The following is a 21,105-nucleotide window of genomic DNA, read 5'->3' on the forward strand; positions in this document are numbered from 1 at the left end:
GGCTCCTTCGCGAGGACCCCCAGGTCACGGCCGAGCGCGGAAGGCGGCGAGCAGGGCCGCCTGGGAGTCGAGCAGGTAGGCGTTGAGCTCGTCGGCGGCGCGGGTGTACTCACCGGCTTCGAGCAGTTCGAGCAGGGAACGGTTGCGCGCGATGTACGGCTCGTGCAGAGCCCGCGGTGTCGCGATGACGTGGAAGAGCAGGCGCAGCTCGGCGAGCAGGCGCCCGGTGATCTCGTCCATCCGGGTGCTGCCGGCCAGGCCGACGAGGTGCCGGTGGAAGCGCATGTTCGCCGTACCGACCGAGATCCAGTCCCCGGCCCCGGCGGCGGCCTCGCTGGCGGCGACGTCCTCGCGCAGCGGCTCGAGCTGGTCGGGCTCCAGGCCGTCGAGCGTCCGTACGACGTCGCACTCGAGCACGCGCCGGAGCCGGTAGAGGTCGAGCAGGTCGTCCTCGGTGAGGTCGGGGACGAAGACGCCGCGGTGCATCCGGTGCACCAGCAGGCCTTCGTGGGTGAGCAGCCGGAAGGCCTCACGCAGCGTGTTCCGGCTGACCTGGAGGGCTTCCTTGAGCAGTTCCTCGGACAACTGGGTCCCGGGCCGGAGCACCCCTTCGGTGATCCGGCGGCGCAGGACGTCGGCGACCCGCTCGGCCGAACTGCTCCGGTCGAAGAGCGCGGCGTCGTCCGCGACGGACCGCAGCCAGGACGTGTCGGTCCCGGGCTCAGCGGTCGGACGGATCTCGCTGGAACTGGACACCCTCGCATCATCACCCACTCCGGGCCGGGAAGCGAAACTGCGTTGAACGAGAGTCTTGCAGGATTGTTGAACAATCTCTACCTTTGAGGTCACCAGTCGTAGCGCAGTCGATCGCAGGGAGTCGCCATGATGCTGACCGTCGAGGAGCAGCGCATGACGCTGAGCCTGCCCGGCCGCACGACCCCGGTCGCCCGCGACTTCCTTGAGGCGGCCGGCTTCGAGGGCCTGGTCGACGACTTCACCGCCAAGCTCACCGGCCACGCCGGCGTCGCCGAGGCCGCGACCGTCATCCAAGAAGCCGGCGCCGCCCTGTGGACGACCGCCGTCGACCGAGCCCAGGGCCGCCTCACCTCCGGCACCATCGACCCGTACGACGACCGCCCGCTCTACTGGGCCCGGACCTCGATGAGCCGCGCCGTCCGCGAGTGGGAGCCGTCGTTCCCGCTGACCAACCTGCAGCACCGGGCGATCCTCCGGCAGTTCGACTACGCCTCCCGCGGGATCGATCAGGTGTCGTTCCCGGACGACGGCGCCAAGCTCCTGGTCAGCGGCTTCGACACCTACAGCCTCGACGACAGCCTCCGGCACTCCAACCCGTCCGGCGCCGCAGCGCTGCAGCTGCACGGGCGGCAGGTCGGCGAGCTCACGGCCCAGGCCGTGATCCTCCCGGTGAACTGGACCGACTTCGACCAGGGCATCGTCGAGGACGCCTTCGGCCCGTGGCTGGTCGGTCCCGACGACCCGCGCCACCGCGGCGCGATCGACGCGCTGATGACGATCAGCCAGACCCGCCGCGGCGCCATGCACGTCGAGAAGTGGGCCGGCGGCTTCCGCGGCGGTACGCCGGACAACAACCGCGCGCTCAACTGGGGCCCGATCTCGGCCGCCGCGCTCTGGCCGCAGCCGCAGCCGTCGCCGCAGTTCATCGAGACCACGCTCCCGTACGCCGCGATGATCGCCGCCGGCACCGGCCCGTGGCCGGTCACGCTCAACCCCGGCATCACCGAGTGGCCGGCCGGCACCTTCCCCGATCCCGAGGCCCTGCGCGCCGCGCCCGACCCGTCGCCGGGTTCGCACGCGGCCAGCGCCCCGGGCAGCAACTATCTGTCGAACGAGTCGATGTACCGGACCAACCGGCTGCGGCTGGGGACCGGTCACCCGACCATGCCGGGTGGGCACCTGCACATCTCGGCCCTGGAGTACCCCACCGATGTGAGTGCACTGACCAGCCCCGAGTTCGAGGCTGACCGCAAGGCTGTCGTGGATCAGACCGTCGCCCTCGTCGAGGCCGCCGGCAAGACCGTCCGGCCCTAGCTCCGGACCGGTCCCTTCTCTCAACACCCCGTTTGCTGAGACCAGGAGACAACCATGGCCAACCCGCCGCTCAAGCCGCCGACCAAACCGGGCTCACGACGCCCGGTCCGCCGTGTCGGCCGCCCCACCTCCGAGTCCACCGGCTCGATGAAGGCCAGTACCCGATCGACGCTGATCGGCGCGATGTTCCTGATGGCCACCTCGGCCATCGGGCCGGGCTTCATCACCCAGACCACGACGTTCACGGTCCAGCTCGGCGCCGCGTTCGCCTTCGCCATCGCCGCGTCGATCCTGGTCGACATCGCCCTGCAGCTGAACGTCTGGCGGGTGATCGGCGTCTCCGGCCGGCGCGCGCAGGAGCTCGGCAACCTGGTCGCCCCCGGGCTCGGCTGGGCGATGGCCGCGCTGCTGTTCGTCGGCGGCCTGGTCTTCAACATCGGCAACGTCTCCGGCTCCGGGCTGGGCACCGACGCGATGTTCGGACTGGACCCGAAGCTCGGCGGCGCGCTCTCGGCGCTCGTTGCCATCGGCATCTTCTTGTCGAAACGCGCCGGGCTGGCGATGGACCGGATCGTGTTCGTGCTCGGTGCGCTGATGATCGTGCTCACGACGTACATCGCGATCACCTCCGGCCCACCGGTCGGCGAAGCCCTGAAGAACGTCGTACTGCCCGAGCAGGTCGAGTTCCTGGCCATCACCACCCTGATCGGCGGCACCATCGGCGGCTACATCGTGTACGCCGGTGCGCACCGCCTGCTCGACTCCGGCATCAGCGGCCCCGAGCACATCCGCGACATCACCCGCGGTTCGGTGACCGGCATCCTGATCACCGGCGTGATGCGGATCGTGCTGTTCCTGGCGATCCTCGGCGTGGTGGCCGGCGGCGCGAAGCTCGACCCGGCCAGCCCGGCCGCGTCGGCGTTCCAGCAGGCGGCCGGCGAGGTCGGGCTGCGGGTCTTCGGGATCGTGCTGTGGGCCGCGGCGATCACGAGCGTGATCGGTGCGTCGTACACGACGGTCTCGTTCATCACTTCCCGAACCAAGACCAGCGACCGGACGCGGACCGCTCTCGTGGTCGGGTTCATCGCGGTCACCACGATCATCTACCTGGCCGTCGGGACCGCGCCGACCACGCTGCTGGTCTTCGCGGGCGCGTTCAACGGTCTGCTGCTGCCCGTCGGGATCGGTGTGCTTCTCTGGGTGGCATGGCGACGCAAGGACCTGCTGAACGGCTACCACTACCCGGCCTGGCTCCTCGGGATCGGCGCCGCCGCCTGGTTGCTCACCATCTACCTGGCCGTGCGCTCCGTCCGCCCGGTCATCGACCTGTTCAACTAGGAGGCCCGCGATGAGCACCGTCGACCTGAACGCCGACCTCGGCGAAGGCTTCGGCAACTGGGCGATGGGCGACGACAACGCCCTGCTCGACGTCGTCACCAGCGCCAACGTCGCCTGCGGTTTCCACGCCGGCGACCCCTCCATCATGCGGGCGGTCTGCCGCCGGGCCGCCGATCGCGACGTCGCGATCGGCGCGCACGTCGGGTACGCCGACAAGCCCGGCTTCGGCCGGCGGTTCATCGACATCGAACCGGCCGCGCTGCGGGACGAGGTGCTGTACCAGATCGCCGCGCTGGACGCCTTCGCCCGGGTCGCCGGGTCCGAGGTCGCGTACGTGAAACCGCACGGCGCGCTGTACAACACGATCGGGCACCACGAGGAGCAGGCCGCGGCCGTCGTGGCGGCGGTCGCGGACTACGACCGCGCGCTGCCGGTGCTCGGGCTGCCCGGCGCGGTCTGGCTGAAGCTGGCCGAGGAGGCCGGGCTGACCGTCGTCCACGAAGCCTTCGCCGACCGGGCGTACTCGCCGGACGGGACGCTGGTCTCGCGGCGCGAGTCTGGTTCGGTGCTGCACGACGGGCGCGAGATCGCCCGGCGGTGCGTGGCGATGGCGACCGGTGCGCCGATCAAGGACGTCAAGGGCGGCGAGCTGCGGTTGGAGCCCGGGTCGATCTGCCTGCACGGGGACACGCCTGGCGCCGTACAGATCGCTCAGCGGGTCCGCAAGGCCCTCACCGACGCCGGGGTCGAACTGACCCCGTTCGCGGCGTGAGCTGCGGCGAGGCGCCTGCATGATGCGTGTCCTTCCCTGCGGCAGCTCGGCGTTGCTCGTGGAGCTCGGGGACCTCGACGAGGTCCTCGGGTACTACGCGGCGCTGCGCGCCGACCCGCCGGCCGGTGTCGTCGACATCGTGCCGGCGGGCCGGACCGTGATGGTGACCGTCGACCACACCGACCTTGCGGCCCTGGAACGCATCTTGCTCAGCACAACCCCTTTGGTAGACCGCCGCATCGGCGGCGACCTCGTCGAGATCCCCGTCGTGTACGACGGCGAGGACCTCGCCGACGTCGCCGAGCTGCTCTCCTGCTCGATCGAGGAGGTCGTCCAGCGCCACACGGCCGAGGAGTGGACGGTCGCCTTCTGCGGTTTCGCGCCCGGCTTCGGCTACCTCACCGGCGAGTCGTCCTGGGACATTCCCCGCCGGTCGTCGCCGCGCACCAAGGTCCCCGCCGGCTCGGTCGCACTGGCCGGAGAGTTCAGCGGGGTCTACCCGCGGGAGTCGCCCGGCGGCTGGCAGTTGCTCGGCCGCACGGACGTCAACGTCTTCGACCTCGACCAAGACCCTGCTGCTCTCTTGAGCCCCGGCCGCCGGATCCGCTTCGTCGACGCCACCTCCTCCGCCGCCCCCAACGGCCGGCGCGGATGACCGCCCGCTTCGAGGTCCTGGCGACCGGCCCACTGACCACCATCCAGGACTCCGGCCGTCCCGGCCAAGCAGCACTCGGCATCGGCCGGTCCGGCGCGTGCGACCGGACGTCGTACCAGCTGGCGAACCGTCTCGTCGGCAACCACCCCGACGCCGCCGCCCTGGAAGTCACCTTCGGCGGGCTCTCGGTGCTCGCCGAGGCCGACCTCGTGTACGCCGTCGCCGGGGCACCGTGCTCGAACGTCGCACTCAATGCCCCGGCCCTGCTCCGCAAGGGCGAGGTCCTCCAGCTCGGCCCCCCGCGCACCGGCCTTCGCACGTACGTCGCCTTCCGCGGCGGCCTCGACGTCGATCCGGTCCTCGGTTCCCGCTCGACCGACCTGCTCTCCGGCCTCGGCCCGGCGCCGGTCGCCGTCGGCGACGTACTTGCCCTAGGCAAGGATCACGGCCCGATGCCCGGCGTCGACCTCGCCCCCGTCGCGGACCCACCCGGTGGCGAGGTAGTGGTCCAGGTCCTCCCCGGCCCCCGCCGCGACTGGTTCACCGACGCCGGCTGGCAGTCGCTGACCGGCCAGTCGTACACGGTCAGCAGCAACAGCAACCGCGTCGGCGTACGGTTCGAAGGGCAGCCGCTCGAACGGGCCCGGGACGGCGAGCTCGTCAGCGAGGGCATGGAGCTCGGCGCCCTCCAGATCCCGCCGTCCGGCCTCCCGGTCCTGTTCCTCGCCGACCACCCGGTCACCGGCGGCTACCCGGTCATCGGCTACGTCGCCGCCCCGGACCTGGACCTCTGCGGCCAACTCCGCCCGGGCCAGTCGTTGCGTTTCAGAGAACGAACCCGGTAGGGAACGGATCCGTCGGGTCCAGCCAGTAGTTGCCCATCCCCGTGATCCACGCCCGCCCACGCACCGTCGGCACGACTCCCGGCCGCCCACCGACAGTCGTTGTCTCCAGCAACTTCCCCGTGAAGCTCGTCCCGATGAACGACTCGTTCACGAACTCCCGTCCCAGCTCCAGCTCACCGCGAGCATGCAGCTGCGCCATCCGCGCACACGTCCCCGTGCCACACGGCGACCGGTCGAACCAGCCCGGGTAGATCGCCATCGCGTTCCGCGAGTCGCTCCCGTCCCGCCCCGGCGCCGTGAACTGGACGTGCTTGCACCCCGAGATCCCCGCATCCTCCGGATGCACCGGCCGGTCGTTCTCGTTGATCGCGGCCATGATGTCCAGGCCCGCCTGCAGGATCCGGTCCTTCTCCGACCGGTCGAACGGAATCCCGAGCTGCTCCAGCGGCAGGATCGCGTAGAAGTTCCCGCCGTACGCCAGGTCGTACGTGACCGTCCCGAGCCCCTTCACCTCCACCGAGGCGTCCAGAGCGTGCGAGTACGCCGGGACGTTCTGCAGCGTGACGTGCTCGGCCCGGCCGTCCTTCACCGCGACGTCGACCACGACCAGCCCGGCCGGGGTGTCCAGCCGGACCTGCGTCAGCGGCTCGCTGACCGGGACCATGCCCGACTCGACCAGCACGGTCGCGACGCCGATCGTCCCGTGCCCGCACATCGGCAGGCAGCCGGACACCTCGATGTAGAGCACGCCCCAGTCCGCGTCCGGCCGGGTCGGCGGCTGCAGGATCGCGCCGCTCATCGCCGAGTGACCGCGCGGCTCGTTCATCAGGAACAGCCGCAGGTCGTCGTCGTGCGCCAGGAAGTACTGGCGCCGCTCCTCCATTGTCGTGCCCGGGATGACGCCGACCCCACCGGTGATCACCCGGGTCGGCATCCCCTCGGTGTGCGAGTCGATCGCGGCGAGTGTACGAACAGACCTCATACCAACGACTCTACGGCGCGCTTCATGTCCTGCTCCAGCTGCGCGACGTGCTCGGGAACCAGCGGGCCGCGCGGCGGGCGGCAGGGGCCGCCGTACCGGCCGACGTAGTCCATCGCCCACTTGATCGCCTGGACGAACTCGACCCGCGAGTCCCACCGGAACGACGCCACCAGCGGCTCGTACAGCGCACGGGCCTCGGCCAGCTTCCCCTCGAGCGCGAGGTTGAACAGGCGCACCGACTCGGCCGGGAACACGTTCGGGAACCCGGCGAACCAGCCGGTCGCGCCCATCAGCAGCGCCTCCAGCGTCAGGTCGTCCGCGCCGGCGACGACGGTCAGCTCCGGCGCCTTCTCGCGGATCTCCAGGATCCGCCGGACGTCGCCGGAGAACTCCTTCACCGCCACGATGTTCTCCAGCTGCGCGATCTCGGCGAGCAGGTCCGGCGTCAGGTCGACCTTCGTGTCGAGCGGGTTGTTGTAGACCATCACCGGCAGGCCCGCCTTGGCGACCTCGCTGAAGTGGTGCACGACCTCGCCGCGGTTGGCCCGGTACATCGTCGGCGGCAGGCACAATACGCCGTGCGCGCCGTCCTCGGCCGCCTTCTCCGCCCAGCTGCGGGCCTGGTGGGCGCCGACGCCGTGCACGCCGACGACCACGATCCCGTCGTCACCGACCGCCTCGATCGCGGTCCGCGCGACGGCGCGGCGCTCGTCGTCGGACAGCGACGAGTACTCGCCGAGCGACCCGTTCGGCCCGACACCGCGGCAGCCGTTCTCGATCACCCAGCGGCAGTGCTCGGCGTACTTGTCCAGATCGGGCCGCAGTCCCGCCGGCGCGCTCGCGTCCTCGGCGTACGGCAGTGCGGTCGCCACGATCACGCCATCAAGCTTCTCGCTCACAGTTCCTCCTCGTTGGCCAGGTCGCCGAGCCGGACCGGCACCGCGATCGTTCGTTTGTGGTCAGCCGGCCCGTCGCCGGTCAGACAGGCCGCGTTCCGCGAACACACCCGCCCCTGGCACAACCCGAGCCCCACCCGGCCGGCCAGCTTCAAACTCTTCCCCGTCTCCAGCCCTCTGGTCTGCCTTGTCCGCTCGAGATCCCCCCGCGAGACCTCTTCGCACCGGCAGACCACCGTCTGGTCGTCACTCCACGCTTTCCACCCGTCCCGCACCGGGTACGCCGCCGCCAGGGCCGCCGCAAACCGCTTGCCCTTGGCAACCTCACCCGCAGCCCGATCCCCTGCCCCCGCCACCTCGCGCCCGGCGACCCGGCGCGCAGCCGCCGCTCCGGCAACTCGGCCCTCAGCCGAAGCCAAGTCCGCGCCACCGATCCCAGTGATCTCCCCCGCGGCGTACACCCCCGACGAGCTCGTCTCCTGCCGCGCGTCGACCACCACCGCCGACCCGTCCCCAGTCAGCCCACACCCCGCCGCAACCGCCAACTCCAGCTGCGCCGTGAACCCGTAACCAACACAGACAGCGTCGACCTCGACCTGCTCCTCCGACCCAGCGATCGGCCGCCAGTCAGCATCCAGCCGAGCCACCGTCACCGCCTCAACCCGCCCATCACCGTGCGCGGCAATCACCGCCCGGCCGTGCCGCAGCCGAATCCCCCGCCGCGCCAGCACCCCGCCGTACCCCGCCGCTTCAAGCAGCTTGCCTCGGGCAACCAATGGATCGCTCATCCAGCCGCGCGCCACCGTCCGCAACGCATTGGCCTCGTACAGGCCGACAACCTCAGCCCCAACCCCCAGCAACGCCTCAGCCACCGGCAGCAAGAACGGCCCGGTCCCCGCCAGCACCACCCGCTGCCCGACAGCGATCCGCTGCCCCTTGGCCAACGCCTGCGCCGCCCCCGCGCTGTAAACCCCCGGCAGATCCCACCCTCTGAACGGCAACACCCGATCGAACGCCCCCGGCGCCAGCACGATCGCCCCCGCGTCCACAGCCTCGACCCGCCGCCCCACAGCATCAGCGGCCCCGCGCTGCACCCACAACCGCTTCCCCTCGATCGCAACCACCGAGGTCTCCGCCAGGTGCGTCACCCGATGATGCCGACCCACCCGATCCCGCAACTGAACGAACTTCCCCCACCCGTGCTGCAACCGCCCCGGCCGCTCCGCCGAGAACTCCTCCGGCAACTGCCGATGGAACTGCCCACCAACACTCCGCCCAGCGTCGATCAACCCCACCGCAACGCCCGCTTCAGCAGCAGCCAACGCAGCATTCAGCCCCGCAGGCCCAGCCCCAATCACCACAACGTCGTACGACGAACCAACCGCCAGAACCCCCTCAAGTACCGGCCCCCGGCCGGTGGCCGGTACTTGAAAGGCGTGCCGGCTGCTGCCCCACGCCGACCGCGCGTCGTTAGCCACTGGCCTGGTCGCCGCCTGGCCCCCTTCAAGTACCGGCCCCCGATGGCTGGCCGGTACTTGAAAGGCCTGCCGGCTGCTGTCCCACGCCGACCGCGCGTCGTTGGCCACTGGCCTGCTCGCCGCCTGGCCCCCTTCAAGTACCGGCCCCCGACCGGTGGCCGGTACTTGAAAGGCCTGCCGGCTGCTGTCCCACGCCGACCGCGCGCTCCCGCGCATCGTCCTCTCCTCGCCGGCGCCTGGTCCCGGCAGCATCGCCCCGATCTGCGTGCTGATCTCGTCCCCGGCCGACACCGTCCGCTGGCACGCCCGCACATCAGGCGTCCCGTTCACCACCACGAGACAGTCGAAGCACGCCCCGATCCCGCAGAACACACCCCGAGGCTTCTCCGCCCCTCGCGTCGTCCGCCACGACTCCCGCCCGGTCGCCATCAACGCCGCCGCAACCGTCTGCCCCGGCAACGCGTCGACCCGCTCGCCATCGACCGTGATCTCCACCGGCGGCCCGAACCGCGGCTCGGCCGGATCCCCTTCCGCGGAACGCAAGTACGGACTCACGACACCCCCACCACAGCCGGCCGATCCACGCGGAACGGCGACGGGTCCAGGTGCGGCGGCACCCCGATGAACAGCTCGGTCAGCAACCGCCCGGTCGCCGGCGCCAGGCCGATCCCGGCGCCTTCGTGCCCGGTCGCGTGCCACAACCCCGGGACCCGCGGATCCGGCCCGATCACCGGCAGGTGGTCCGGCGCGTACGGCCGGAACCCGCCGTACGTCCGCATCACCGGGACGTCGGCCAGGAACGGGAAGATCCCGACCGCCTTCCGCGCCAGCTCCCGCAGCACGTGCACCTTGACCGCGTCGTCGAACCCGATCCGCTCCCGGCTCGACCCGATCAGCACGGTCCCGGCCCGCGTCGACTCGACGACCGTCGAGGTCTGCAGGTCGGCGTCACCGCTCCCGACCGCGCCGACGTAGTCCGCGTCGTACACCTTGTGCCGGACGCACTCCGGCAGCGGAGCCGTCACCAGGATCATCCCGCGCCGCGGGAGAATCTCGATCGGCCCGCCGGCCGCCGTACCGAACGATCCGGCCCACGGCCCGCACGCGTTCACGACGGCGTCACACTCGATCACGCCGGCCTCGGTCTCGACCCCCGTCACCCGACCGTCCTTCTGCCGTACGGCGATCGCCGTCACGCCGGCCCGGACCTCACCACCACGAGCCCGTACGGCGGCCAGCAAAGCCGTTGCCAACAGCACCGGTTGCACCTGCGCGTCGTCGGGGTAGTAGACCGCCGTCGTCACCGCCCGGGTCAGCAACGGCTCCAGCTCGAACGCGTCGGCCGGGCTGATCACCCGCGCGTCGACCCCCGCCTCACGCTGCGTCTTGGCGAACTTCTCCAACGGCTCCGGCTCACCCTTCGCGACGACCAGCCCGCCCTTGGCTTCCCACTCGACATCGGCGACCTGCTCCGGCAACCGCGCGAGCACCACCCCGAACTCCCGCCGCGACGCGATGGCCAACGTCAACTCCGGCCCCGGCTCCTTGTCCGAGACCAGCACGTTGCCCTCACCGGAAGCGGTCGTCCCGCCGGCCGGCGTCCCCCGATCGATCACCGTCACGTCGACCCCGGCCGCCGACAGCGCCTCAGCACAGGCGGCACCGATCACCCCTGCCCCGACCACCACCACGTCCGGCATACCCTGACCTCATCGTCGCCGTTCACTTTAATGAACGATTCGAGCGTACGACGCCAACCACCGGAGGTCAACGGGCTCAACCTGCCCCAAGTCTTCCCCGCGCCTCCCCTTCCTCCCCTGATGGGACTCTCCTCGACACCTGTCTTCCCTTTCAGAAGCAGGTGGAGGAGATCAGTCCGCGTGCAATGTCTCGAGCACCACGGGCATCGTGTCCGGCGGATACTCCAGCAGCAGCACCGACCGCACCTCGCCGTCCAGCGCCTCGTACTCGTGCGGCCCGTTCGCCCGGAACGCCAGGTAGTCCCCCGGCCCGAGCTCCTGACTCCGGTCCCGGGCAGTGATCCGCACGCGACCAGTCAAGATCACGTGATGCTCGGTCCCCGGATGCCCGCTCGAGTGCTGCACCTCACCAGGCCGGATCCGCTGGTCGTACACCTCGAACAGACTCCCCGGGCTCTCCAGCCGCCGCAGCATCCGCAGATCCACCGCGGCACCACTCAGCGCCTCGACGTCCGCCGACCGCACGAGCACCAGGTCCGACGCCGGCGGCTCGTTCAGCAGCGCCGACACCGGCACTCCCAGAGCGTTCGACAGACTGAACACCGTCTCGATCGTCGGATTGCCCGCCCCGGACTCCAGCTGCGACAGCGTGCCCTTCGCGATCCCCGACCGCCGGGCCAGCTCCGACAGCGAGATCCCCTGCTCGTCGCGCCGCGCGCGCAGGTTCACCCCGAGCACGCGCCCCGCTCCCTGACCAGCCATGGCCCGGAGCATGCCATACCGGCCTACGGGATGACGCGGGCCTTCCGCAGCTCCTCGAACAGCCGGTAGAACATCTGCTCGGTCTCGACGTACTCGTGGAACCCGGCCCGCCGCGCCTTCGACCCATCCGCGAAGAAGTCGTAGTCCCACCCGAACACGAAGTCCGCGAACCCCCACGACGACACTTCGGCGTACGACGTGCCGGCGAGCCCGTGCGAAGCCTGCATCCGGTCCCAGAGCGCTTCCTTGTCCGCCATCGCGTCCTGCAACGGCATCGGCAGCGGCGGCGCCACCGGCAGCTCGAACCACGCGGCCAGCTTCGGCCACAGCTCGCTCCACCGGAACAGGTCCCCGTTGGTGATGTTGAACGCCTGGTTCGCCGCGTGCGGCTCGGTCGCCGCCCAGACCGTTGCCTTGGCCAGCAACCCGGCATCGGTCAGCTCCAGCAGCGCGTCGTACGCGCCCGGCTTGCCCGGGAACCGCAGCGGCACCCCGAGCTCCTTCGAGATCGACGCGTAGACGGCGATCGCGACCGCCAGGTTCATCGGGTTGCCGAGCGCGGTACCGCCGACGGCCGACGGCCGCAGCGCGGACCAGGTCCACGCCTTGCCACGCTGCCGCTCGACCAGGAAGTCCTGCTGGTCCACGTTGAACTCGGGCGGCAGGTGTGGCGGGTCGTCCTCGCGGGCCGGCGTCTTGAACGGACCGAGATGCGCGCCGTACACCTTGTAGCCCTGCATCAGGCTCACGTGCTCCAGCCCGCGGGCGACCGGCTCGATCGCGTCGACCACGTTGGTCAGCATTGCGAGGTTGGGCGCGACCAGCTCGGCCCACGTCGGGCGTTCCTGGTACGCCGCATAGAACACATGCGTCACGTCGCTGAGCCCCGCGAGCTTCGCCCGGCTGTCGTCGGCGTCGAGCAGATCCACCGCGACGTGCCGTACGCCGTCCACGTCGTCGCCGCCCCGCCGGGACAGTCCGACGACTTCCCAGTCAGGGAGTCCGTGCAGGTGCTCCACCAGGTTGCTGCCGATCACACCGCGCGCGCCCACCACGAGCGCGACCTTCTGCTCCGTCATATCCCCAGCATGTGGGTGAACCTGTGGATAAGTCCAAGGCATCCTTTTCACAATGTGCATAAACTCCGTGCATGGCGACGCTCCGGCAGCTGGAGTACCTCGTGACAGTCGTCGACGAGGGCTCCTTCACGCGGGCCGCCGAGCTGCTGCACGTCACCCAGCCCGCGCTGTCCCACCAGATCCGCGCCCTGGAGCGCTCCGCCGGCGGCCCGCTGCTCGAGCGCCTCCCCAAGAACCTGCGCCTCACACCCACCGGCCGCGCGATGCTCCCGCACGCCCGGGCCGCCCTCGCCGACGCCGAACGCGCCCGCTGCGCCGCCCGCCAAGCCGCCGGCCTCGAAGCAGGTGAGCTGCAGATCGCGACGCTCTACTCGATCAGCCTCGGCATCCTGCCCCCGGTGCTGAAGGCCTGGCGCCGCCAGTACGCCGAGGTCGGCATCCGCCTGTTCGAACACCGCCACACCACGGAGCTGACCGAGGCCATGACCACCGGCCAGGCAGACGTAGCCATCGGCCCGGCTCCCTCGAGCTGGCCGACACCACCCCACGTCCTGGGCATCGAAGAGTTCGTCGTAGTCGTGGCAGTCGACGATCCACTGGCCCGTCGGTCCAAGATCAAGCTGAAAGACCTGGCCGCCCGCGCGTGGGTCCACTACACGCCCGGCCACGGCCTCGCCGACCTACTCGACCAGGCCTGCGCTCAAGCCGGCTTCGAGCCCCGCATCGCCGTCCGCACCGAACAAACCGCCGCCGCCCCCGCTCTGGCCGCCGCCGGCCTGGGCCCAGCGCTCGTCCCCGCCAACATCCTCCCGACCGGCTTCGACGGCCACGTCCTCCGCCCCGACCCGCCGATCAGCCGCCCCCTCACGGCGTACACCCGAGGCACCCCAGACCCCCTCACGACAGCCTTCATCGAGGTCCTCACCACCACCTGGTCCCAGATCCCCGGTACGGCGCAAACTCCCGGCGTACGCTGACACCGTGCCGAAACTCACCGGCCGCCCCGGCAACCAACGCGCGTACGTCCTGATCATGGGCACCTGCGTCGGCCTCATCATCCTGGCCTGGTTCGTGGTCCGCCTGTTCTCGATCCCCGCCGCCATCGCCATGAGCGCAGTCGCCGCGGTCCTCCCACCGGTCGCCGCGATCGTCGCCAACAACCGCCAGGACTAGCCGAACGGCAGCACCAACCGGAACGCAGCTCCTCGCTGCCCGTCCGCCCGGTCACCACACGTCAGATCCCCGCCGTGGGCCCGAGCGAACCCCCGCGCGATCGGCAACCCCAGCCCCGACCCCCGAGTCGCCGGACTGTGCACCAATCGCCGAAAGATCCGCTCCCGGTCCACCGGCAAGACCCCAGGTCCGTTGTCCTGCACAACAATCTCCGCGTACGCCGGGCCTGCGGCGCCCTCTGGCCCTCCGCCCTCCCCCGGCACTCGGCGGACGAGGATCTCGATCTTCCCCCGATCACCGGCCGCCGTCCGTGCGTTGTTCGTCAGATTGGTCAGCACCTGCGCAACTCGCTCCGGATCGGCTTGCAGTTCAAGGTCCTCACCAACGACCTCCACCGTCAGCTCCGGAGCAGCAAGCCGAAGCCGCTCCACCTGCGCCACCGCGATCTCCTTCAACCGCACCGGCCGCAGCCGCAGCTCCAGCCCCGCGTCGATCCGCGCAAGGTCCAGCAGATCGTCCACCAACGCACCCGCCCGCTGGGACTCGCGAACCAGCAACAACTCCAACTCCTCCCGCCGCGACGCATCCGGCCCGAGCCGCAGCAGCGTCTCCGCCGCGGTCCGGATCCCCGCGACCGGCGTCCGCAGCTCATGCGCGGCGTCGGCCACGAACTCCCGCATCCGCGCCTCCGATCCCCGCGCCTGCTGCTCCGCGCCCTCCAGCGCATCGAGCATCTCGTCGAACGCGGCCGCCGTCCGTCCGAGCTCCGTGTCGTCCCGCGTCGGCTGCAACCGCCCACCCCGCCGCCCGGCCGCGATCGACCGCGCCAACCCCGTCATCGCGTCCAACGGCGCCAGCGCGAACCGCATCCCGACCACCAGCGCCACCGCGGTGATCACCAGCGCCGCAGCCCCCGAGATCAGCAACGTACGTCGCAACGTCCCGCTCGCCTCCGCCAGCAACGAGGTGTCGGCCGACAACGTCAGCTCCGCCCCTCGCGTCCGCTGCCCCGCCTGCAGCGTCGCCCGCACCTGCCGAACGGCGCTCGAAGCCTCCACCGGCGGAGCCCCGAGCACCTGGCCGGACCGCAGCACCAACGTCACCCGTACGCCGTCAGCATCGATCCGCCGTACGAGCGCCGCGGGAGCGACATTCTGCCGAGCCAACTGCTGCGCCAACTGAGTCCGCCCACTCAGCAGCGCGTCCAGGTTCCGCTCGGCCTGCGCGTCGAAGACGCTCTTCACCACGAGTCCGGTCACTGGCAGAACCACCACCAGCACCAGCAAGGCCAACCAGGTCACCCGCCGCCGCAACGAAGCAGTCCGCAACGGCATACTCACGACTGGTCCGCCCGCAAGATGTAGCCAGTCCCTCGAATCGTGTGCAGCAGCCGCGGACCATGAGCTTCGAGCTTGCGCCGCAGCGCGCTGATGTGGACCTCCACCAAGTTGGGCGCGTAGTCGTCGTACCCCCACACAGCGGTCAGCAGCTGGGTTTTGCCGACCACCCGCCCTTGCCGACCGGCCAGAAAGCTCAGCAGCTTCAACTCGGTCGCCGTGAGAACCAGCGGCCGACCACCGCGCGAAGCAGTGCCCGCATCCACGTCAACGGTCAGATCGGCCACCTGGACGACCGTCCGCAACCGCCCCATCCGCCGCAGCACCGCTTCGACCCGCGCAATCAACTCCGCCAGCACGAACGGCTTCACCACATAGTCATCAGCCCCCGTCCGCAGCCCGTGCAGCCGATCCTGTACGCCGTCCCGCGCCGTTAGCAACACGATGCCGGCGTTGGAAACCTCCCGAGCAACCGACAGCAACGCGAACCCGTCGCGCCCCGGAAGCATCACGTCCAGCAGCACCAGATCCGGGTCGTACTCCGCGAGATCCCGCTCGAACGTCTCCCCGTCGGCCCGCGTCTCGACCACGAACCCGGCCTCCTCCAGCGCGATCCCGACCGACGTACGGAGCACCTCCGCGTCCTCGACCAGCAGCACCCGCGCCATCCCGTCATCCTGCCACCGTCCGTCCCGGGACCGGGACCTCACACCCGCAGCAGCCCGTCGACGACTCCGGTGTGGCCGGCCAGCACTTTGCCCGGGTCGGTGGACAGCACCCCACCGAGCACGGACGCGTAGACGTCGCGGAAGTCGACCGTCGACTTCAGATCACCGTTCGACAGGTCGGTGAGACTCGGCTGAGCCCCGTGGAACCCGCCGTTGACCTTCTCCCCGAGCACGAAGAGCGGACCGGCGGTCCCGTGGTCGGTGCCGTCGCTGCCGTTCGCATGCACCCGCCGCCCGAACTCCGAGTACACCAGCACCACCACGTTCTTGCCCCGATCGGTCTTCCGCAGCCGCTGCACGAACGGCGTCAACGACGAGTCCAGCTCGGTCAGCAGTCGTTGCTGGGTGCCCCGTTCGTCCGCGTGCGTGTCGAACCCGCCCAAAGACACCGAGTAGGCCCGAGTCGGTACGCCGGCCTCGATCAGCCCGGCGACGAGATCCAACTGGGTCCCCAGCTGCGAAGACCCACCAGCCGAAGCACCCTTCGTCTTCTCCTCGTCCTCGTCGTCCTCCCGTTCGCCGGCCTCGTGACCACCCAGCACCCGTACGGCGTTCTGCAGATCACCCAGCGACTTGGCAGCCTGCGCCTGCCAGCGCTCCTCACCGGGGCTCGGCTTCCCCAGCGCCGCGAAGGCCTCTCCCAACGCACCCTGCGGAAGCTTCAACCCCCGAACCGGCAACGACGCCGCCGCGGTCGTCGCCCCGGCCAGCATCGGCGGCAACGTCGGCTCGACCGACACCGCCCGCAACGGATCCGCGCCGGTCGCATCGAGCCACCGCCCGAGCCACCCGGTCGGCACCGACGTCGCCGGCGAAGCCGTCTGCCAGATCGCCATCGACCGGAAATGACTCCGGTCCGGCTCCGGATACCCGACTCCCCGGACCACCGCCAGCCGGTCCTCGTCCCACAGCCCCTTCAACCCCTTGAGCCCCGGATTCAGCCCTAGCCCCTCCCCGAGATCGAGCACCTCCTCGGGCTTGTACGCCAGCTCCGGCCGAGCGTCCTGGTATGCCGGATCAGCCGCCGGTACGACGGTGTTCAGCCCGTCGTTCCCGCCGTACAGCGTGACGACGACGAGCACGGAATCCCCGCTGGGCAAGGGATCGCGGACCGCGGCGGTCATCAGGTCGGACCAGTTGACCTGGGTCGCGCCGACCGCGAGCGCACCCGCGGCCGTCACTCCACTCATGGTCAGGAACCGGCGTCGAGTCAGGTTGTCCACAGTCTTCTCCTCAACCACTCACGACGTACTCGGGAGCGCAGGCGGCCACGGCCGTCAGCTGCGCGGGATCCTTCACCGAAGCCAACGCGGCCTTCGTCCGGGCCGACCACCCGTCCACCCCCAGCAACTCCTGTACGTCGGTCGCCGGGTCCAGCTCGGCCGCCTTCGTCAGCAATTGCGCCACCTGCAGCCGCGTCACCCCGGCCGACGTGGTCAGCCAGCTCCCGCCGGAAGGCCACCCGCCCACGCTCGGCGGCCGGAACGGCACCTGGCCCATGCCACGCAACCCGGCGATCAGCTTCATCCGCGTCTTCTCGTCCAGCCGCGCGGGCTGCAGCCGCAACGCCCGCAGCAACCCGACCGCCCACTCCACCGGCTGCTTCACCAACGCCGACGCGCTGTCCGTGAAGGCGGCCTCGGCCACCATCGCCCGCAGCAGCGCACGTACGTCCCGCTCACTCCCGTACGCCGCGACCAACCGCCGCAGCGCGTCGGCGGACGGCGGAGTCGCCGACACCAGCCGGAACCACAACCGCCCGACCACGAACGGCGCCGACGCCGCCTGCGCGACGGCCAGGTCGGCGAACCCGCGCGCGTCGTACGCGCCGGACTTCCCGAACAGGGTCTTGCTGTCCGCGTCGTGCCGGGCCGCGACGAAGCGCGCCTGGGTCGCGCCGCGTTTGATCGTCCACCCGGTCAGGCAACGGGCGCCCTCGAAGACGTCGACCTCGCTGTAGTGGCCGATCCCGAGCGTGAACAGCTCGAGGAACTCGCGGCCGAGGTTCTCGTTCGGCGAGCCCTTGCGGTTCGCGTTGCCGTCGAGCCAGCGGATCATCGCCGGGTCGACCACCATCGCCCGGGCCAGGTCCCCGAACTTGCCGAGCGCCTGCGTCCGGAACGCCTGGTTCTGCGTGAACATCAGCTGCGCGTTGCGGACCTTCTGGTTGCTGGTCGCGAAGTGCCCGTGCCAGAACCAGGTCAGCCGCTCGGTCGCCGTCGGCTCGGCGACCATCCGGTCCAGCCACCAGCTGGTCAGCCGCAACTCCTGCGCCGCCCGCTGCTTGTTCGCCGCCTTCTTCGCGGCCTTGTCGTCCTTCTTCCCCGCGTACTCCGGTGGTGTCAGGCCGGGCGGCGGTACCACGGCCACCGTCGGCGGCCCGAGCAGCCGCGCAACGGTCGCATCGAACCCCTCGTTCGAACCAACAGACCCGAACCCGAGCCGGTCGTTCAGCCGCCGGACGGCGGCGCGTTCGCTGATCTCACCCATGCCCCGATCCTGGCCACCGACCGGCCAGAACCCCAGCAAACCAAAGCCATCTTCAGCCAACCCACAGGTTCAGACCGGCAGTGCGACCTCGGCCAGCGCCTTCACCAGCGGCGCCTGCTCAGGCAGCTCAGCAGCCTTCTCCAGAGCAGCGGACAGGACGGCGTCGTGCGTCGGCTGAGCCTCAGCCAGCAACGCACGCCCCGCCTCGGTCACCTCGGTGTAGATCCCGCGCCGATCCGTCGGGCACAGGTACCGCGACAGCAGTTGGCGGTCCTCCAACCGGTTCACCAGCCGCGTCGTCGCCGACTGGCTCAGGACCACCGCGTTCGACAGCTGGTTCATCCGCAGGTGGTAGTCGTCCTGCCGGGCCAGTACGTCGAGCACGCTGTACTCGCTCACCGAGAGCCCGTGCTGCTTGTTCAGCGCGCGCTCCAGCTCGTCCTCGATCCGCGCGTGCAGAGCCGCTAGGGTGCGCCACCCCTGCGCCCGAGCCTCCGCGGCGTCGTCCGGTAGTCCCACAGCTCCTCCTCACCCAGCAATAGTCCGCGCATGCAACTGTCGCGGACGCGGGTATTAGTCACCAGACTACCGACCGGACGCGGAAAAGCCATGCCGGCCGCCGTCCCCGCCCAGCCCGGCTCCACCTCAGCCTCGCCGGTAGATCTCACGCACCGCGTGGAACGACTTCTTCGGCTCCCACCGGTACGGCGACGCCGGGTCCCAGCTGTCCTCGCGGATCACCTTGACCAGCCCGTAGCCCGCGATGTCGTCGTCGTGCTTGGGGTCGTCGGCCCGATGCGGTGCGTCCGGTGAGATGAACGTGTACGGCGAGGCGCCCAGCAACCCCTCCTTGGCGAACACGCCCAGCATGGTCGCCAGGTGCGTCGCCTGCTCCTGCTCGTTGCGCACGTACCCGTCCTTGATCGCCGGCGGATCGACCGTGTAGTCCACGATGTCCCAGCCCATCCCACCGGCCTCGGCCGCGCCGGTGAACGTGCAGCAGCCGAACTCCAGGATCAGGATCGGCTTGCCCCACTTCCGGAACGGCGCCAGCTCGGCCGTGTGCGCCGCCGGATCCGCGTGGTACGAGTAGTAGTCCAGCCCGACGATGTCGAACAGCGACCAGTCGACCGGCTCCAGGTCCGTCGCCGCGCCGTACGTGATCCGTCCATGGAAGTTGCTGCGGGCAACCTTTGCCATCTTCGCGGTGTAAGCGCGGAACCGGCGGACGATCGCGGGCATGTCGGGGTTGCCGTTGGTCAGGTGCTCGACCCGCTCGAAGAAGTCCGCGCCCGGCACGATCCCCGGCGTGAACAGCATGAACTCGCAGCCGATCACCAGGATCACCTCCGGCCCGTACCGGCGCCGCAGCCGCTCCGCGTCCCGGGCGACGTCGGCGAGCTTGCGCAGCGAGTCCGCCTGCGGCTCGTCGAAGAACCGCGGCTGGATCGAGACGCGCAGGCCCTGCCGGAGCGCCTCGGTGGCGGTGTCGCGCAAGCGCTTCGGCTGGGTGCCGTAGATGCTGACCCAGTTCGCGTGCAGGCGGTGGCGGATCGCACTCAGTTCGCCGCGGACGATGTCGGGACGCCAGAGGACACGGCTCTCGTCGCCGATGAATCCGGTGCCGGTGTCGTAGGCGACGCCGCGGAAGTCGAGATGGCGCTTGTCCGGCGTACCGGCGGGCGTCGTACGGGCTGCGGTTGCGGGGCTCGCGGCAACGGTTCCGGCGGTGGCGGCAACCACGCCGAGCGCGGCGGCGCGCTGCAGAAATCGGGACCTGCTGATCGGTTGGCTCATGCCGGACAACTCTCCGCCGCTCGCCGCGAACGGTCGTCGGGCAGAGGTTTTCCCTTGCGCAACTTAAGTTTTGCGGCCCAGGACTGACACAGCACTGATGTGCCGGGGCGATTGCTTGCTTCACGGACCGTGAGGGGACGACTCTTCTTGGTCAGAGGCCGCAACCGCCCAATGCGGCCGACGACACCTGGAGTGTGAGCATGTCAGGAAAGCTCAAGTTCACCCGTGCGGCCCTGGTCGCCGTGATGGTCGCGGTCGCGTCGGCCGGTGCGGTCGGCGCCGCCGAGGCCCGCGTGACACCGGGAACCAACATCGTCGGCGGTACGACGGCGAGCACCGCCCAGGCCCCGTGGGCGATCGCGCTGAACAACAGCCGGTCCCCCGTGCCGAGCGGCCAGTACTGCGGCGCGACGCTGGTGAAGGCGAACAAGATCGTCACCGCCGCGCACTGCGTGACCCAGCCGATCAGCACCTACACCGCGATCCAGGGCCGCGACCGGCTGAGCACTACCGCCGGCAAGACCTCGAAGATCTCCAAGATCTGGAAGGACCCGCAGTACGGGCGGGTGGCCGGCCACGACGTCGCCGTGCTGACGCTGACCACGCCGTTCACCGGTGTGGCCACCCTGCCGCTGGAGACCAGCCGCTCGGCCGACGCCGTCGGCGCGCAGTCGGTCGTCTACGGCTACGGCGAGACCGAGGGCACCGGCCCGGCCGACACCTTTCAGAAGGTGACCGTGCCGGTGCTCGGTGACTCGTACTGCGGTCAGGTGTACGCCGATGAGGGGTACGTCGCCAACGGCGAGATCTGCGCCGGCTACAAGGCCGGCGGCAAGGACTCCTGCCAGGGCGACTCCGGCGGCCCGCTCGTGCTGAACGGCCGGCTCTTCGGGGTCGTGTCGTGGGGCATCGGCTGCGCCGACGCGGGCAACCCCGGCGTGTACGCCGAGGTCGCGACGTACGCCTCGGCGCTGACGGCGCAGATCAACAACTAGCTCGGGAC

21 protein-coding genes are annotated in these 21,105 nt (G+C 70.5%); 8 read left to right on the forward strand and 13 right to left on the reverse strand.

The window, feature by feature from the left end:
* Positions 1-24: 24 nt before the first annotated feature.
* Entirely contained in the window at positions 25-756 is a 732-nt protein-coding gene (locus HDA39_RS26755) for a GntR family transcriptional regulator (protein WP_184799659.1), read from the reverse strand.
* 126 nt (positions 757-882) lie between these two features.
* On the opposite strand from HDA39_RS26755, the gene HDA39_RS26760 reads away from it, so the two are divergent.
* Genes HDA39_RS26760 through HDA39_RS26780 form a run of 5 tightly spaced genes read left to right on the forward strand, consistent with a single transcriptional unit; the run spans position 883 to position 5,680 of the window.
* A complete protein-coding gene (locus HDA39_RS26760; RefSeq protein ID WP_184799661.1) occupies positions 883-2,070 on the forward strand; it encodes a hypothetical protein in 1,188 nt (395 codons plus the stop codon).
* Between the two features lie 54 nt (positions 2,071-2,124).
* The gene (locus HDA39_RS26765; RefSeq protein ID WP_184799663.1) at positions 2,125-3,408 is read left to right on the forward strand and encodes an NRAMP family divalent metal transporter; all 1,284 of its coding nucleotides are present in this window, start codon (positions 2,125-2,127) and stop codon (positions 3,406-3,408) included.
* A gap of 10 nt (positions 3,409-3,418) precedes the next feature.
* Positions 3,419-4,180 (forward strand): LamB/YcsF family protein, encoded by a 762-nt coding sequence (locus tag HDA39_RS26770; RefSeq protein ID WP_184799665.1) that lies wholly within the window; start codon positions 3,419-3,421, stop codon positions 4,178-4,180.
* Positions 4,181-4,199: 19 nt separating this feature from the next.
* Positions 4,200-4,835: a 5-oxoprolinase subunit B family protein gene (locus HDA39_RS26775; RefSeq protein ID WP_238356157.1), complete on the forward strand. Its 636-nt coding sequence runs from the start codon at positions 4,200-4,202 to the stop codon at positions 4,833-4,835.
* The gene (locus tag HDA39_RS26780; protein WP_184799667.1) at positions 4,832-5,680 is read left to right on the forward strand and encodes a 5-oxoprolinase subunit C family protein; all 849 of its coding nucleotides are present in this window, start codon (positions 4,832-4,834) and stop codon (positions 5,678-5,680) included. The genes HDA39_RS26775 and HDA39_RS26780 overlap by 4 nt, the downstream gene beginning before the upstream one ends.
* On the opposite strand, the gene HDA39_RS26785 is transcribed toward HDA39_RS26780, so the two are convergent.
* From HDA39_RS26785 to HDA39_RS26815, 6 genes are all read right to left on the reverse strand, one after another.
* On the reverse strand, positions 5,661-6,662 hold the full coding sequence (locus HDA39_RS26785; RefSeq protein ID WP_184799669.1) for a proline racemase family protein: 1,002 nt from the start codon (positions 6,660-6,662) through the stop codon (positions 5,661-5,663). The two genes, HDA39_RS26780 and HDA39_RS26785, sit on opposite strands and share 20 nt — an antisense overlap.
* Positions 6,659-7,561: a dihydrodipicolinate synthase family protein gene (locus HDA39_RS26790; RefSeq protein WP_184799671.1), complete on the reverse strand. Its 903-nt coding sequence runs from the start codon at positions 7,559-7,561 to the stop codon at positions 6,659-6,661. The genes HDA39_RS26785 and HDA39_RS26790 overlap by 4 nt, the downstream gene beginning before the upstream one ends.
* On the reverse strand, positions 7,558-9,591 hold the full coding sequence (locus HDA39_RS26795) for an FAD-dependent oxidoreductase (RefSeq protein WP_337925909.1): 2,034 nt from the start codon (positions 9,589-9,591) through the stop codon (positions 7,558-7,560). The genes HDA39_RS26790 and HDA39_RS26795 overlap by 4 nt, the downstream gene beginning before the upstream one ends.
* Positions 9,588-10,736, reverse strand: coding sequence for an NAD(P)/FAD-dependent oxidoreductase (locus HDA39_RS26805; protein ID WP_184799673.1), 1,149 nt, complete (start codon positions 10,734-10,736; stop codon positions 9,588-9,590). The genes HDA39_RS26795 and HDA39_RS26805 overlap by 4 nt, the downstream gene beginning before the upstream one ends.
* Before the next feature lie 171 nt (positions 10,737-10,907).
* Entirely contained in the window at positions 10,908-11,498 is a 591-nt protein-coding gene (locus HDA39_RS26810; protein ID WP_184799676.1) for a helix-turn-helix domain-containing protein, read from the reverse strand.
* A gap of 23 nt (positions 11,499-11,521) precedes the next feature.
* Positions 11,522-12,577, reverse strand: coding sequence for an SDR family oxidoreductase (locus tag HDA39_RS26815; RefSeq protein WP_184799678.1), 1,056 nt, complete (start codon positions 12,575-12,577; stop codon positions 11,522-11,524).
* Positions 12,578-12,648: 71 nt separating this feature from the next.
* Between HDA39_RS26815 and HDA39_RS26820 the strand changes: the two genes are divergently transcribed.
* Entirely contained in the window at positions 12,649-13,554 is a 906-nt protein-coding gene (locus tag HDA39_RS26820; RefSeq protein WP_184799680.1) for a LysR family transcriptional regulator, read from the forward strand.
* Positions 13,555-13,558: 4 nt separating this feature from the next.
* Entirely contained in the window at positions 13,559-13,750 is a 192-nt protein-coding gene (locus HDA39_RS26825; RefSeq protein ID WP_337925910.1) for a DUF3099 domain-containing protein, read from the forward strand.
* Here the strand turns inward: HDA39_RS26825 and HDA39_RS26830 are convergent.
* The 6 genes from HDA39_RS26830 to HDA39_RS26855 form a co-directional block, all read right to left on the reverse strand.
* Positions 13,747-15,084 carry a HAMP domain-containing sensor histidine kinase gene (locus HDA39_RS26830; RefSeq protein WP_184806579.1) on the reverse strand — a complete coding sequence of 446 codons (1,338 nt, stop codon included), beginning with the start codon at positions 15,082-15,084 and terminating at the stop codon, positions 13,747-13,749. The two genes, HDA39_RS26825 and HDA39_RS26830, sit on opposite strands and share 4 nt — an antisense overlap.
* Before the next feature lie 2 nt (positions 15,085-15,086).
* Positions 15,087-15,755 (reverse strand): response regulator transcription factor, encoded by a 669-nt coding sequence (locus tag HDA39_RS26835; protein WP_184799682.1) that lies wholly within the window; start codon positions 15,753-15,755, stop codon positions 15,087-15,089.
* A gap of 38 nt (positions 15,756-15,793) precedes the next feature.
* Positions 15,794-17,038 (reverse strand): DUF1501 domain-containing protein, encoded by a 1,245-nt coding sequence (locus HDA39_RS26840; protein WP_184799684.1) that lies wholly within the window; start codon positions 17,036-17,038, stop codon positions 15,794-15,796.
* A gap of 10 nt (positions 17,039-17,048) precedes the next feature.
* On the reverse strand, positions 17,049-18,305 hold the full coding sequence (locus HDA39_RS26845; protein ID WP_184799686.1) for a DUF1800 domain-containing protein: 1,257 nt from the start codon (positions 18,303-18,305) through the stop codon (positions 17,049-17,051).
* A 69-nt stretch (positions 18,306-18,374) separates the two neighbouring features.
* On the reverse strand, positions 18,375-18,824 hold the full coding sequence (locus tag HDA39_RS26850) for a MarR family transcriptional regulator (protein ID WP_184799688.1): 450 nt from the start codon (positions 18,822-18,824) through the stop codon (positions 18,375-18,377).
* A 126-nt stretch (positions 18,825-18,950) separates the two neighbouring features.
* Positions 18,951-20,102 (reverse strand): abortive phage infection protein, encoded by a 1,152-nt coding sequence (locus HDA39_RS26855; RefSeq protein ID WP_184799690.1) that lies wholly within the window; start codon positions 20,100-20,102, stop codon positions 18,951-18,953.
* Between the two features lie 200 nt (positions 20,103-20,302).
* Between HDA39_RS26855 and HDA39_RS26860 the strand changes: the two genes are divergently transcribed.
* On the forward strand, positions 20,303-21,097 hold the full coding sequence (locus HDA39_RS26860) for a S1 family peptidase (protein ID WP_184799692.1): 795 nt from the start codon (positions 20,303-20,305) through the stop codon (positions 21,095-21,097).
* Positions 21,098-21,105: the final 8 nt, after the last annotated feature.

Origin of the sequence: Kribbella italica (assembly GCF_014205135.1) — a bacterium.
Taxonomy (GTDB): Bacteria; Actinomycetota; Actinomycetes; order Propionibacteriales; family Kribbellaceae; genus Kribbella; species Kribbella italica.

Coding starts and splice junctions, on each gene's coding strand:
- HDA39_RS26845 (WP_184799686.1), bottom strand. CDS start 18,305: ATGGGTGAGATCAGCGAACGCGCCGCCGTCCGGCGGCTGAACGACCGG.
- HDA39_RS26815 (WP_184799678.1), bottom strand. CDS start 12,577: ATGACGGAGCAGAAGGTCGCGCTCGTGGTGGGCGCGCGCGGTGTGATC.
- HDA39_RS26780 (WP_184799667.1), top strand. CDS start 4,832: ATGACCGCCCGCTTCGAGGTCCTGGCGACCGGCCCACTGACCACCATC.
- HDA39_RS26830 (WP_184806579.1), bottom strand. CDS start 15,084: ATGCCGTTGCGGACTGCTTCGTTGCGGCGGCGGGTGACCTGGTTGGCC.
- HDA39_RS26855 (WP_184799690.1), bottom strand. CDS start 20,102: ATGAGCCAACCGATCAGCAGGTCCCGATTTCTGCAGCGCGCCGCCGCG.
- HDA39_RS26760 (WP_184799661.1), top strand. CDS start 883: ATGATGCTGACCGTCGAGGAGCAGCGCATGACGCTGAGCCTGCCCGGC.
- HDA39_RS26820 (WP_184799680.1), top strand. CDS start 12,649: ATGGCGACGCTCCGGCAGCTGGAGTACCTCGTGACAGTCGTCGACGAG.
- HDA39_RS26770 (WP_184799665.1), top strand. CDS start 3,419: ATGAGCACCGTCGACCTGAACGCCGACCTCGGCGAAGGCTTCGGCAAC.
- HDA39_RS26765 (WP_184799663.1), top strand. CDS start 2,125: ATGGCCAACCCGCCGCTCAAGCCGCCGACCAAACCGGGCTCACGACGC.
- HDA39_RS26835 (WP_184799682.1), bottom strand. CDS start 15,755: ATGGCGCGGGTGCTGCTGGTCGAGGACGCGGAGGTGCTCCGTACGTCG.
- HDA39_RS26805 (WP_184799673.1), bottom strand. CDS start 10,736: ATGCCGGACGTGGTGGTGGTCGGGGCAGGGGTGATCGGTGCCGCCTGT.
- HDA39_RS26810 (WP_184799676.1), bottom strand. CDS start 11,498: ATGGCTGGTCAGGGAGCGGGGCGCGTGCTCGGGGTGAACCTGCGCGCG.
- HDA39_RS26775 (WP_238356157.1), top strand. CDS start 4,200: ATGATGCGTGTCCTTCCCTGCGGCAGCTCGGCGTTGCTCGTGGAGCTC.
- HDA39_RS26860 (WP_184799692.1), top strand. CDS start 20,303: ATGTCAGGAAAGCTCAAGTTCACCCGTGCGGCCCTGGTCGCCGTGATG.
- HDA39_RS26785 (WP_184799669.1), bottom strand. CDS start 6,662: ATGAGGTCTGTTCGTACACTCGCCGCGATCGACTCGCACACCGAGGGG.